Source organism: Butyrivibrio sp. TB (genome assembly GCF_900110805.1).
Taxonomy (GTDB): domain Bacteria; phylum Bacillota; class Clostridia; order Lachnospirales; family Lachnospiraceae; genus Butyrivibrio; species Butyrivibrio fibrisolvens_C.
Genome location: NZ_FOER01000030.1, coordinates 14,859 through 29,090, shown reverse-complemented (window position 1 = coordinate 29,090; position 14,232 = coordinate 14,859). Strand labels below are relative to the sequence as shown.

Below are 14,232 nucleotides of genomic sequence, written 5' to 3'. Positions count from 1 at the left end.
AACTTTCCGCCTTTATTTAATTAGTCTATTTATGATCTGCTCTTTCGAAATCTTTCTCTGTCAGAATGATCATATCCTCTTCATCATATCGCTTATTCAGTACTACGTCAAAGAAATGACTGATGGTCTTTTTCTCGGCACTTCGAATAGCTTCATCCACAATATCGCGCACTTCAGAGATAGTAACGTCATGGTCGATGGTCTGCATCTCTTCGATTCGTGAGTGAAGGGAGAGCATTCCGAAGTTGTCTATCTTGTATTCACGCTCAAGGGCGTACTGCTTGGCATAGGCTACCAGTGATTCGTTATCAAGAGCTTCTACATCAACTCTTACGTTGAAGCACTTGGAAAGCTCAGGATGACGCTTTAGAAGGCGATCCATATCCTTGTGGTTGTCTTCCATAACGATTATGATGCCATGCTTGTCAGCTGTAAGCTCCTTATAGAGAGAATCCACAGTATCTGTCTTCATATCAGCTGCACGCTGTATGATAAGAGCTCCTGAGTCGAGCTTCTCTATCACCTGGCTTACGCTCTTTCTGTTAAGAGCCTGTGCAGTGATCTTGGCAACCTTGCCGGAGAAACCTGAATCACCTGCCTGAACGGACTTAATAAGACCCTTGGCAAGGTTGATGGTTCCTGTTCCCTCTTCACCTGTAACAATGGCATTGTTGGTTGCAGGTGACATATTGAGTGAATCAATTGCCCGAATGATCTGCTTTCTGGACTTACGATGGTGAATATAGGGTCCGAAAAGCTCTTTCTCCTCAGGCGTCATAACGCGTACCCTTGTATCCAATTCCTTCGCCTCCGACTCTGTCTCCGCTTCCCCTTCGGAAAAGCCGGCTCTGTGTGAATTGTTATCTGATTCTTCTACATCGTGTGACTTTAGTTTATCTTCGTCCTCTTTATCTTCTTTTTCTTCTTTTTCTTCTTGGATAACTTCCTTATCTTCTTCGTTGTCGCCGGATTCTGCGGCTATTGCATCAGATGTATCGCCATCATCTGGCTCTTCGTCAGAACTTTTTTCATCAAAAGATTCTTCAGAAGGAGTCTCGTTACCGGATTCTTTTGCATCTTCCGCTTCATCTATGTTGTCTGAATCTTCATAGCCAAATGTATCGCCAAGACTCATCTCAACAACTTCTTCAGTATATTCAGGAACTTCAAGTGCAGAAGATTCATCCTTTTCAACTACTGTGATCCTGCCGCGCCTTGTACCTACCTTATCTTTAGAATCATCCTGTAGGTTCGTGCTTTCATCATCTGAATCATTGTCAAAATCCGAATCTGATTCAATATGCTGATCATTATCTTCTTCGATATCTTCGTCTGTATCTGATTCCTTTGCCAATTCAAGACTTGATTCTATATCAGAATCATTATTTTTAGCAGAATCAGTATATGTATCCTTATCAGCACTTTCTTCAGAATCATTATCTGCATCTATATCAGAGACGATCTCTTTGATCTCATCTGTAAGATCTGCCTCTTCTGTGATATCAGCCCCTTCTTTGGACTCTTCTAAATCTGCGGATATATCTGAATCTTTAGATTCATCCGTATCTTCTGAGTCTGCAGACTCTTCTGACTTTATTGAAGCATCCTGGTCTTTAGCATGATCAACTTCTTCAATATCTTTATCTGAATCTGATTCTGTATCTGAATCTGTATCTAAATTTTTATCTGAATCTGTATCTGATTCTTTTTCTGAATCTGTGTCTTTATCAGAATCTGATTCTGATTCTTTTCTTGAATCTGTGTCTGATTCCGTATCTGAATCTATGTCTGATTCTGTATCTGAATCTATGCCTGATTCTGTATCTGATTGTTCATCCGGCTTAGTATCATCAGCAGCTGATACTAAGTCACTATCTGTCTTTTCATTTTCAAGATCAGCATCCGATTCAGCATTAGGATCAGTTTCAGAATTAGTATCAGCATCAGACTCTATGTCCGGAATATCATCCGGAAGATTATCAAGATCCATGATGTCGTCATCGTCCATGAGCTTTTCTTCATTAGCTCTTCTGATGCCTTCTTCACCTGCCTTTACAAAAGGAGCTGTAGAAGGTCTTACGACATTGCCTGCATGGCTTAAAAGTGCTCTTCCTGCATTCTTCTCAGGCTTTGGACGATTGCCTCCCATGAGTTCACGCTTTACTTCTTTCTCCATCTCTTTCTGGAGATCGTATTTGACGTCCTCATCGTACTGGCTGATAACTGTGCTTATCTTGTCCTGTACTATCTTGGCAACTTCCTTCTCCTGACGTTCCCTTTGCTGCTGCTTGATGCGGTTCATGATGTCATCAATGCTGATCTGACCTGTGATCTGATCTTCGACCTTATCATTTTCAGGAACTACCATGCTTATCTGGCCATCATAATCCTGTTTCAGGATGTCATCATAATGGCTGGTTGCTACTTTCCTTGTAGGTCTTATGGTAACTCCCGGCTCTTCCTTCTGGTTCAGGGGAGCATCTGTCCTTGTCCAGCTTGCTGTATCCGGAGTTGCAAACTCTTTGGTAGCATCTTCATAGAATACTTCCTGTACAGTTGCCCTGGCTTTGCTCTGCTCCTCTTCGGCCATTATCTGTTCCATGCTCTCTGCAATGGCCTTTTGAAGATTGACCGTATCATAACCTACAGGCTTTGGAGGCGCTGATGGAATAGAGTCCTCTACCCTTCTTGCCGTATTAACAGGTATAGGTTCAGATACATGAGGAGCTCTCTGGTATGCATTAACGCGTCCTGTATTCTGAAGCTGCAGATGATCGTCATAGCCTGCATATGTATTCTGATATCCGCTCTGATATGTACTCTGATATTCATCCTGAGCTGCATAACTGCCTGTATCTGCATTAGAGGGATAGTAGCCCTGATTCTGATACTGCCCGGTTGCACCGGCCTGTTCGTTATAATATGCCTGAAGCTGCTCCTGGGTCGGCATTCCGGCTTCAAGTGCAGCCTTCTCTACAGCATCCCTTTCTTCAGGTGTGTTATAGAAAGGCTTGGTAGGCTGCTTCTCTTGCATCTGTGCATATTCTGCCGGCATATCTGAGCCATACATATAGCTTGGACTCTGACTGTATGCTCCCATCTGCGGCTGCTCATATGAACTGTACTGCTGCTGGGTATACATTCCAGTCTGAGGCTGCCCATATGCAGATGCCTTCGTCTGCCCCATAGACGGCTGCCTCAAAGGCTGCTGAGGCGGTGTATATATGCCAGGCTGAGGCTGTGTATATATGCTTTGCCCAGACTGAGCGCCTTCCTGATTTCCAGACAAGGGCTGCCTACCCATCATATTAGGACTTGTATCCGATACATCTGTGCCTATAGGATCTTCATCCTTTTTTAAAATAGCTTCACGGTCTATACTACCGTCAAGACCGCTCTTATATGCCTGATATCTGGCCTGCTGCTCCTGAGACAGCGGCTCGTGAAGTGCCTTGAGTTCCAAGGCCTTCATAACAAATTTGCCCACGCCGAACCAGAGGAACATCTCATCGACTTCCTCAATACACTCTGTTGTCAGACCTACGCGATGATACAGATACGCAAGCTCATATGCCCACTTCTCTCTGTAATCATGCTTCTTGAACTCCTCAAGTACTGCTATACGCTCTTCAAGACTTACATCCTGTGCTTCATATAGTCTGTACTGGAGAATATAACGCCCTGTATCGCGAGGTGCGATGCGGACGAATTCTTTATAATATTCTACAGCCTGAACAAACTCTCCCATTTTAATGGAGAGTTCACAAAGCGAATATACAATTGCTCTACTGCTGGGATAACGCTCATATGCGAGCAGAAGGATCTCTTTACTTTCTTCAAAACGGCGATTGACCTTATAAAGGTCGCTTATAGTGCAGAGCATAGTAGTACTCTTGACACGTCTCCAGTCGATCGTATCTGCGATCTTGACTGCTTCCCCGTATTTGCCCGAAGAAATCAGGACTTTTATCTCCTCTGCCCGTACTTTATATTCATACTTATCCAAAGTCATAGCCCTCTTTTTAAGGATTTTCCCTTTTAAAATTTTAACATAGCTCTATCTGTCTGTCAAAAGACAAAAGCCCGAAAATAACAGTATTTTCGGGCTTTTGGTGCTTACGCACAAGCGCTTTTGCGAATATTTTATTACGAAAAGGTCATATTTTACTTTAAGCTTCATTTAAGAGTTTAATGAATACTTGAAAAAAGCGGGCCAATTATCAGATTTTTTATTTTTTAAGTTCTATAAGAACATCTGAGAGCCTTCCAAATTCTTCAAGTGAAAGCTTCTCTCCTCTTTCAGTCCTTGATCTTCCTATTTTCTCAAGGGCATCTCCTGCCATATCCTTGGATACGCCCAGTTCCTTGTTATTAGAAAGGCCATTAACAAGGGTCTTACGACGCTGTGAAAAAGCAGCCTTGACCACCTGGAAAAAGAAGGCTTCGTCCTCTACTTCAACAGGCATCTGTTCATAACGTGTCATCTTGATAACAGCTGAATCTACGCCAGGCTGCGGTATAAAAGAAGATGGCGGTACTACGCATACAACTCTTGGATCTGAATAGTACTGGACAGCTATAGAGAGTGCTCCGTATTCTTTAGAGCCTTCCTTCTCCTGCATTCTGTCTGCAACTTCCTTCTGGACCATTACGGTTATTGATTCTACAGGGCTTCCAGCTTCAAGAAGCTTCATGATGATAGGAGTTGTAATATAGTAGGGAAGGTTAGCTACAACTTTAAAAGGCTTACCGTTATTCTCAGCCTCAGAAAGAGCCTTGATGTCAACTTCAAGGATATCTGAATTCAAAACCTTAGTATTATCATATTCAGAAAGAGTATCCTCAAGAACAGGAAGGAGTTTGTCATCTATCTCTACTGCTATAACATGGCCTGCTGCCTCTGCAAGATACTGAGTCAGAGTTCCTATTCCAGGACCTATCTCAAGTACAGTATCTTCCTTGGTTATGCCTGCTGCTGATACGATATCTTCAAGAACTGAAGTGTCTATAAGGAAGTTTTGTCCGAACTTCTTCTGGGCACTTAAGTGATATTTATTTATTATTTCCTTGGTTCTTGCGGGATTTCCAAGATATGCCATCTTATTCCTCAACTTTCATAATACCCCAAAAGCCTGACAGCTTCCGGGAAAAGGGTTTTCATAACAGATATCAGCTGCGTATACCATAAAATTTTCTGGCATTTTGCTCAGTAATATCTATAACTTCCTGCGGCGTGACACCTTTTATATCGGCTATTGCCTTCACAACATAAGGAAGATAGACAGAAGAGTTGCGACTTCCTCTAAAAGGTTCCGGAGCCATATAAGGGCAGTCTGTCTCAAGAAGGATCCTATCAAGCGGAATCTTATCAACGGTCTGCTTTAACTTCTTGCCATTTTTGAAAGTGACAACTCCGCCTACGCCTATATAAAATCCCATCTTCACATATTCAAGTGCCTGCTCAGGACTATAAGAATAGCAGTGAATATCAGCGACTATTCCTTTACTTGCAGCTTCCTTCATGATCTCCATGGTATCTGCAGCTGCATCTCTTGAATGGATCACGACAGGGAGCTTTTCCTCAAGGGCAAGACGGAGCTGTGCTCTAAACCACTTGATCTGGGTATCTCTGTCAGGATTGTCAGGATAATGGTAATCAAGGCCTATCTCTCCTATAGCAACCGCCTTGGGATCATGGGACTTGTCTCTAAGCCACAAAAGTTTGGAGTCATCAAGTTCGTAGGCATTCTCAGGATGAACGCCTACAGCGGCATATACAAAGTCATACCTGTGAGCAAGTTCTAAAGATGTCTCTACAGACTCAAGATCTGCTGCATTATTGACTATGGTTCCGATCCCGGCTTCCTTCATACTATCAAGAAGGCTATATCTGTCATTCTCAAACTGACGATCATCATAATGCGCGTGTGTATCAAATATCAAAACGTGTCCCTCTTATCTAAAAATACCTATACGAAAAAAGTACCGCCCCACGAGATATACTCATGAAACAGTACTCGGCGTGCGCTGCCAGGGTCTCGAACCCTGGACAACCTGATTAAGAGTCAGGTGCTCTACCAACTGAGCTAGCAGCGCATCTTTTATTTTGTTTGCCGCAGTTCCTTGCGACAAAAGATACTTTACTACAACCCAGGGACCTTTGCAAGTACTTTTTTCAAAAAATTTCAGATATGTAAAAACTGCACACAAAAATCCGGTTTCTTGTCTCTAAATTGTGCACGAACACAATAAAAAGGGGCTTAAGCCCCTTTTGTACTGTGCTCGAAAGCTGCAAGCTCCGGATGCAGACGCTTCTCGGAGGTGTAGTTCTCATAGCTTGGTCTATGATGTGTCTGAGAATCCCAGATCTTATCTGCTACCTCGCCCCACTCTCTTGCATAATCATCACACTTGGCACACAGATGTTCCACAGACTCTTCTGACTCTTCATTGGTCTGATGTGCTCCTGTTTCTGCGACCATCTGACGCAGCAGCTGAGGATTCTCAAGCATAGGACATGGACGAAGGTGGTTTCTGTTAAAAGGCTGTCCCTCGTGATAAGCCATGAACAGTGGAGACTGAAGCATCTCCAGAATGCTGTTGTCATGAATATTGGTATTGGAGAAGTGAATGAATACGCAAGGCTCTGCATCTCCGCTTGCATTGATATGGAAATAGTTACGGCCTCCTGCGATACATCCTCCGACAGCTTCTCCGTCATTTTGGAAATCCATAGGGAAGAATCCTATGTCGCACTTATCTGAACGTATATATCTTATCTTGTCTATAATCATCCTGCGCTGCTCTACTGTGGGCATAAGCTCAGGAACTGCATTGTTGCCAACCGGCATATAATGGAAGAAAAATCCAAACCTTGCACCCTTATCTGCGATCATACGAAGGAACTTCTCATCTGTAACAGCTTCTATATTAGCGCGTGTATAGCAGATAGATGTTCCGAATATGATGCCGTATTTTTTCAAAAGATCCATTGCCTTCATAACAGCTTTATAGTGACCTTGACCGCGTCTTGCATCGTTGGTATCAGGGGTTCCCTCTATAGATAGCTGGAAGGTTATATTGCCAAGGCTTACAACCTCTTTACAGAACTCATCATCTATAAGAGTAGAGTTGTCAAATATTGAAAATTCTACATCGTTATGTTTTCTTGCAAGCTTTAAGATATCTTTCTTGCGAACAAGGGGCTCGCCTCCTGTAAGCATATACAGATATACTCCGAGCTCTTTGCCCTGAGTTACTATCTTGTCCATATCTTCAAAGGACAGATTGTGCTTGGCTCCATATGTTCCTGACCAGCAGCCCTGACAATGCATATTGCAGGCACTTGTAGGATCAAACAGAATAAGCCATGGGATGTTACAGCCATATTTCTTACGATTAGCTCTTATAGTCTTGGTCCCTCTGAAGAATGCTTCATAGCCAAGGTTTAGCATAGTCATCTTGGCAACATGCGGATCTGTCTCATCTACAACCTTATTTATAAACTTAATCCATCTATTGTCAGGATCCTTAATAGCTTTCCTGACAGCATCCATATTCTTCTTGTCAAATCCATCTGCAAAGAACTTCTCTGCTTCATCCACAAGCTTTAAATATGTTGCCTGCCTGTCTGTAGTTTTACCTAGTTTTTTTAGAAACTGATCGATAAGAATGCTAAATGCCTGCCTTTGAGCAGCATGTGAAATATTCTGCAATGCGTCAGCCATAGTTTATCCTCCTTTTTCCTTTTTATATATTAATTGTATGGTCAGCGCCTTGATCAGTCATCGGACAATAATCCTGGTCTGAGCAATTTTGGGACACATCCTTGTATCTGTCCTATTATTAATTATTCTTAACCATAAACAATTCGTGTATTATATATAGTGGAACATTGAAATCGGCGTACCATAAGCAAAGGCTCGTCATATAACAGCACTTATTGAGGCATATATTTACTATGGACAAAAAGAAACTAACAAGACTCATGATAGATACTGTCGTAAAGCGTGGTATCGAAAATATGGCAGATGATCCCAGGAGGAGCATAAGAAGACTGGCAGATCTTGGAAGGCAGTTCTCCACCGGACGATTCCAGGATGACATAATAGATATCATACAGACAATTCTGGCTGATGATAACAGTCCCTACTATACGATGATGCAAAACTTACTCGATAACACAGACCATGCCTGCATCAGAAAGCTCGGCATCAACATAGGCTATAACAGCTGGACCTATGACGCTAGAACTCTTAGAAAATGTTCTGCAGAGCTTGGACATATAATTCCATGGCTATTGATATTCAGATTGGAAGATAATCATATAAAAGATAGTAATACTAACGATACTAATAATAACAATAGCAGTGCTAACGATATAAATACAAAAGACAATATAAATATAGAGTTTATAAAAAGAAGGATAAGCGAAGCAAGAGACCTTGGCATCAACTCTTTTTCCATAATTCAAAAAGGTGGAAATACGGATGCAGATAAGATCATTGATATATTTAGAGAAAATGAAGAAAGTGCCTTTTTCTACTTTCTTGATGATGCCATGCTTACAGAAAGCCAGATATCTGCCATAAAAGAATGCAAAAACGTTATGATATCCATAAACGCAGATGATCCTCAAAGCAGTAACATGTCCAGGAAGATGCACGATGATAAAATCCTATACAGTATATATCATTACTATGATGATAATGATTTTGATAATGTAGATTCTCTTGATGCCAATTCCGAAAGCCTCAAGAAATATTATGACTATCAATCAAGTATGATATTCCTCATGCCTGGTAAAGGATGCAAAAATCACGGAGAAACAGTCAAGAACATCCGTCTTAAAGGAAAGTTCCCTTGCTTTATATGGGATATGTACTACGATGCCCATCTTATAAGTAAGAGACTGCTAGATGAAGAGAATGGATTCTTGGAATTTGAAAAAGACGGCGATGTTATAAATCCTCGCCCTAAAAGTGACTGCCCGGATAACTTGGATAAAGATACAAGTCTTACAGATATAATAAAAGCTGTCATGCCAAAATATAAAACAACATCTGCCTGTCAATAACCAAGACTTTCCTATGGGACGGACTGCCTCCGCTGTAAAAGTTTTGAGGATGCCGATCCTGTAAAGGCTCTGGGAGTGCCGATCCGTCCAAATAGAAGTTTTTAATCAATAATTCAAACTTCGCACTTGCAAAACATACGCCACCCTTTGAGGTAGCGCCGATGCGGATAGTTTTGCAAGTGCGAAGTTTCAGTCAATAACTCTTACGCAGTTACGTCCGTCTGATTTGGCCTGATATAAGGCCTTGTCCATCCTTTCGAACGCACTTGTAAGATCATCGCCCATCTTAAGAGCTGTAGTTCCAATACTGGCTGTAATATTGCCAACCTTCTCAAAGTGCTGTGACCTGATCCTATCAAGCAGGCTCTCTGAAAGCTCTCTTGTCTTATCAATAGAGCTGTTATAGCATACTGCCACAAACTCTTCACCGCCCCATCTTCCAAGAACGCTTCCTCTTTCTTTAAAATAATCACCTACTACCTTACTGAAGACTTTAAGAGTCTTATCTCCAACAGAATGTCCGAAATTGTCATTTACTTCTTTAAAGAAATCTATATCAAGGATCATGATAGATGAAGTTTCGCCTGTCTTCTTGACATTCTCGATAGCATTGGTTATCTCAGTCTCTATACGTCCATGGTTAAATACTCCTGTAAGGGCATCGATAGAAGCTTTCTCTTCAAATTCCTTAAGGTATGTGTTCATGTTGGTCATGGATTCATTGATATCCTGAACCATGAAGACAAATCTGTAGTCATCCGCATTAAGAGTCTGAGAACGGCTGAATATAAGTTTGACCCAGATATATACACCTTCAAGATTCTGCATCTTGACATCAAAAGACGAGTACTGTCCGGGTGCAAAGTGTTCTTTGAGATACTCAGGATCTGTCCTTCTAAGAAACTTCTCCTTGTCCTGGGGCCAGATCATATTGACTATCATCAGCCTCCAGTCTGTATAGAGGATATGGGAATGCATGGTTTCATCGGATACTTCTGATACATTTATACTACTTGTAGTATTTTTTATAAGATCGATATACATAGAAAAAAGATATGTATTCTGAATGGTATTGACTTTGGTAGATGCAAGCATATCACTTCTGGAGTCTTCATAATCCAGTTCATTTAATACAAAAATATACATGCCAGTCCCCTTGACCGGATATATAGTCATCTGCACGATATGAGGCTCATCATTATGAACCATCTTGCAGCGCCTTGTATACTTATCATCATAGGTACCATAGGATGACAAAAATACCTTGTAGCCATCTACAACAGTATCGCCACTGTCCTTCATATGGAAATAAAGTGTCTCTAAAAGCTTGTCATAATAACCATTAGGCGGAAGAAATTCATCCATAAATCCGCGGCTTATGATCCTTCTGTACCTGTTAGTATTAGAATCTACTATAATAACCTGGTCTACCATTTCTGACATAATTTTTGTGACAGACTCAGGTGTATACTCATCAATGTTATTAATATCCATACCCAATACGCCTCCCAGCATCTCTTCCATCCTCCCCCGGCAATCCTGTATGCTGCTTATTTCAAATTATAACCCCATAAAACTTCGAACGCAAAAAATCAGCAGGTATTGCCCGCTGATTTTATTTATCTTCATCACGTATAACTATTTTGGCAAGTCCTACACTTATAATCTTAAGCTTACCTACAAACTCTTCATCATTCATCTTCATGCCTTCCGAAAGCCACCTTGTGATGGCTGTAAGAAAAGCATCGCAGTAGAATGTAACAAAAAAGTCCTTAAGATCTGTATCCTCGATTATATCATTGATATACATGTACATGATAGGTCTTATGGATTCGATAACATAGTCATGAAAAGAGTTCTGTCCATGAATACTCAGAGCCACCCGATAAAAATCTCTATCGGCGTAGAAATGATGGCATATATCCTTAACTGCATCCCATCCCGTCTCATAGTCATCGATATTCATCTTAGAAAGAAAACCTACAAGAAAGATCCAATTCACAAGATCATACTTGTCTTTGAAATGATAATAAAAACTCTTCCTGTTCATTCCACAGGCATCGCATATATCCGATACACTGATCTTCTCGAAAGGTTTTTCTTTCATCAAATTTTTTAGTGCTGTCGCCAGAGCATTTTTGGTAATATTAGAATCAGCCATTTTCTCTATTGTCTTTTATACTTACTCAAAACAGTCAAGATCAGATTTCGTTCTTTTCAGGGTGATCGAGTATCTCCTGCATTGTCTTCCATCCAAGAACAGCACATTTTACACGTGCCGGCATGTGGGATACGTCATGAAGTGCTGCTGCCTCGTCAAGCTGCTCGATTTCTTTTTCATCAGTTATATCTCCACGGATCATGCCCATGAAAGTAGATGCAAGCTTTAGAGCTTCATCCTTATTGGTGCCAATTATCTGATCAGCCATCATATCAACAGATGCCTGTGAAATAGCGCATCCTGATCCATCAAACATAGCATCTTCTATGATGCCATCATCACTTATCTTAAGCTGAAGTGTTATATCATCTCCGCATGAAGGATTAACTCCTCGAAGTTTAAGAGTCGGAGCATCCATAACTCCTTTGTGCACAGGATTCAAATTGTGCTCATTAACGATCTCGCGATAAAGCTGCTTAATCTCCATAACCCATAACCTTTCTAACGCCTTTTAGTACTTTCAAAAATCTCTTGACCTCTTCTTCTGTATTGTAGAAATAGAGGCTGGCTCTTGCCGTTGAGCCTACTTTCAAGAACTGCATGAGCGGCTGAGCGCAGTGATGACCCGCTCTTACGCATACATGGTCTTCATTTAACACAGATGAGATATCATGTGGATGTACGCCATCCATTGTAAATGTCACTATGCCGCAATGCTTATTGGGATCTTTGGATCCATATACTTTAATATACGACAATTCGCTCATTCCGTCCATAAGAAGACGAGTAAGTTTATGCTCCTGTTCCTTGATAAAGTCAAATCCAACGCTCTCTATATAGTTAATAGCAGCTTCGAGACCCACTGCATCCGCAGCGTTGACTGTTCCTGCCTCAAACTTGTGAGGAAGCTCAGCCCAGGTAGCAGAGTCTCTTGTAACATATTCGATCATCTCTCCTCCTGTAAGGAAAGGATCCATTGCTTCAAGAAGGTCTTTTTTGCCATATAATACGCCGATTCCCATCGGAGCCATAAGCTTGTGGCCGGAAAATGCAAGGAAATCTGCACCTATCTCATTAACATCAACCTTCATATGAGGTACAGACTGCGCTCCGTCTACCACGACAACAGCACCCTTGTCATGAGCATATGCAGCTATTTCTTTGACAGGATTGGTAACACCAAGGACGTTGGATACATGGCCTATAGATACGATCCTGGCCTTGTCTGTTATCTTGGACTTATATTCATCTTCTGTGATGACGCCCTCTTCATCAGGCTCAAGCCATACAAGCTTTGCACCAGTCTGTCTGCATACCATCTGCCATGGAAGTATATTAGAATGGTGCTCCATTACTGAGATAACGATCTCATCGTCCTTGCCTACATTCTTAAGCCCGTAGCTGTAGGCGATAAGGTTCATGGATTCAGTTGTGTTTCTGGTAAATACTATCTCGCAGCTTTCCTTGGCACCTATAAACTTTGCTACTGTACTTCTTGCATGTTCATAGCGCTCTGTAGCATCTACGCTCCAGTCATAGAGTCCTCTAAGAGGATTGGCATTGGACTTTTGATAAAAGTCTGCAACTGCATCTATAACTGCCTGCGGTCTCTGAGATGTAGCCGCGTTATCAAAATATATATAGTCATTTCCCTTAAAAATAGGGAAATCCTGTCTGAAATCTTCTGCCTTCATATTGCCTCCAACATATAAACTCTACACTTTAATTCGATGCTGCCTTAACCAATTTATAACTATGATCTTCTATAGTTTTTTATAATTATGCCCACCACCAAATGGCAGTGGGCAGCAATAATATCTCGTTTTAGAGAATCTCATCAAGATATGATGAAACCTTATCTTTTAACTTCTCATCAGGTATCATGCGGGCTATCGAATCAAGCCTTGCACGAACCATTATCTTCTTGGCTGTCTCTTTGTCTATTCCTCTTGCTTCCATATAAAAGAGCATATCATCAGACAGCTGGCCTATAGTAGCGCCATGTCTTCCGTCAACATTCTCTTCCTTGCAAAGGATAAGAGGTATGGATCTGTTAACTACGTCAGGCGAAAGAAGAAGTGTATCTTCCTGCTCATCACCTTCACCGCCTACAGAACCTTCACGGAAATCAAGTGAACCTCTCCAGTTCTTGACAGCTCTTCCATCAAGCACGCCTCTGTAAGTAGCCATAGAGCTTGTCTTAACGCCGCGCTGCTCAGCAACATAGTTAAAATCATAGAACTGATCGTCTGTTCCAAGGAATCCTGTATTATTATCAGATACAGCTTCTCTTCCAAGAAGACTTACATATGCTCCGGCGTATGCCTTTATAGCACCAATCTCCATCTGAACAAGTTCAAATCGGCCATTGTCCATAACTACGCCGCCAAGATCATCAAAATGCCTTACCTTTTTGCCAAGCATCTGAATCTTGACAAGGCGAAGCGTAGCACCTTTACCTACATAGAATTTAGTGCTGACTGCCTCTATGCCGCTTGCATCCTCATCTGAATCATAGTCCATTATAACTGTAAGTGATGAACCATCAGGAACAACTATAACCTGGCGACTTATAGTGCTGCCACTGCTGCAAAGATGATCATGGAGCATTACAGGCTCTGAAACTGAAGTCTTGTCGGCAGCCTTAATGACAGTAGCTCTAACGTCTGCACTTTCTAGCAAGGCATCAACACCTGATCCCATACCTGTTCTTACTATCTGACCTGCATGATTGATTGAAGTATCGCCGTTAGGTCCTACAAGTTTCTCATCAGCCTTAACTCTTTGCTCATATGAAGGTGCAAAAACTTTCTCAGCTTCCTTGCCATCGACATCTTCGGCTATGCTTACGCCTTCAGGAGCCTTGACTATATCCATGGCAAAAGAGGAAAAGGAGATATCCTGTTCATTTATATCTTCACCATTTAACTGAAGCCACCGGTAAGTTCTGGCCGGAAGCTCATTAACTCTCATATCTATATTCATGTGTTACCTC

The 14,232-nt window shown here is 41.6% G+C and carries 10 protein-coding genes and 1 tRNA gene; 1 reads left to right on the top strand and 10 read right to left on the bottom strand.

Translation table 11 applies throughout. From position 1 onward, the window contains the following. Positions 1–25: 25 nt before the first annotated feature. From BMX21_RS19140 to BMX21_RS16590, 5 genes are all read right to left on the bottom strand, one after another. A complete protein-coding gene (locus tag BMX21_RS19140; protein WP_143057279.1) occupies positions 26–4,006 on the bottom strand; it encodes a hypothetical protein in 3,981 nt (1,326 codons plus the stop codon). 223 nt (positions 4,007–4,229) lie between these two features. Next, positions 4,230–5,099 (bottom strand): 16S rRNA (adenine(1518)-N(6)/adenine(1519)-N(6))-dimethyltransferase RsmA, encoded by an 870-nt coding sequence (rsmA, locus tag BMX21_RS16605; RefSeq protein ID WP_022758794.1) that lies wholly within the window; start codon positions 5,097–5,099, stop codon positions 4,230–4,232. Between the two features lie 70 nt (positions 5,100–5,169). Beyond that, on the bottom strand, positions 5,170–5,943 hold the full coding sequence (locus tag BMX21_RS16600) for a TatD family hydrolase (RefSeq protein WP_027205016.1): 774 nt from the start codon (positions 5,941–5,943) through the stop codon (positions 5,170–5,172). An 80-nt stretch (positions 5,944–6,023) separates the two neighbouring features. Continuing rightward, a tRNA-Lys gene (locus BMX21_RS16595) sits at positions 6,024–6,096 on the bottom strand. A gap of 164 nt (positions 6,097–6,260) precedes the next feature. Continuing rightward, on the bottom strand, positions 6,261–7,727 hold the full coding sequence (locus BMX21_RS16590; RefSeq protein ID WP_027218820.1) for a radical SAM/SPASM domain-containing protein: 1,467 nt from the start codon (positions 7,725–7,727) through the stop codon (positions 6,261–6,263). Between the two features lie 233 nt (positions 7,728–7,960). On the opposite strand from BMX21_RS16590, the gene BMX21_RS16585 reads away from it, so the two are divergent. After that, complete coding sequence (locus tag BMX21_RS16585; RefSeq protein ID WP_092046047.1) at positions 7,961–9,076, top strand: hypothetical protein; 1,116 nt, start codon at positions 7,961–7,963, stop codon at positions 9,074–9,076. A gap of 189 nt (positions 9,077–9,265) precedes the next feature. Here the strand turns inward: BMX21_RS16585 and BMX21_RS16580 are convergent, their stop codons facing one another. The 5 genes from BMX21_RS16580 to BMX21_RS16560 form a co-directional block, all read right to left on the bottom strand. Further along, positions 9,266–10,570 carry a GGDEF domain-containing protein gene (locus tag BMX21_RS16580; protein WP_027205013.1) on the bottom strand — a complete coding sequence of 435 codons (1,305 nt, stop codon included), beginning with the start codon at positions 10,568–10,570 and terminating at the stop codon, positions 9,266–9,268. A 121-nt stretch (positions 10,571–10,691) separates the two neighbouring features. Continuing rightward, positions 10,692–11,237 (bottom strand): TetR/AcrR family transcriptional regulator C-terminal domain-containing protein, encoded by a 546-nt coding sequence (locus tag BMX21_RS16575; protein WP_027218817.1) that lies wholly within the window; start codon positions 11,235–11,237, stop codon positions 10,692–10,694. Positions 11,238–11,277: 40 nt separating this feature from the next. Beyond that, positions 11,278–11,724 (bottom strand): Fe-S cluster assembly sulfur transfer protein SufU, encoded by a 447-nt coding sequence (gene sufU, locus BMX21_RS16570; protein ID WP_027218816.1) that lies wholly within the window; start codon positions 11,722–11,724, stop codon positions 11,278–11,280. Then, positions 11,714–12,931 (bottom strand): aminotransferase class V-fold PLP-dependent enzyme, encoded by a 1,218-nt coding sequence (locus BMX21_RS16565; protein WP_092046044.1) that lies wholly within the window; start codon positions 12,929–12,931, stop codon positions 11,714–11,716. Before BMX21_RS16565 ends, sufU begins: the two co-directional genes overlap by 11 nt. A 130-nt stretch (positions 12,932–13,061) precedes the next feature. Then, a complete protein-coding gene (locus BMX21_RS16560; RefSeq protein ID WP_092046041.1) occupies positions 13,062–14,222 on the bottom strand; it encodes a SufB/SufD family protein in 1,161 nt (386 codons plus the stop codon). Positions 14,223–14,232 lie beyond the last annotated feature (10 nt).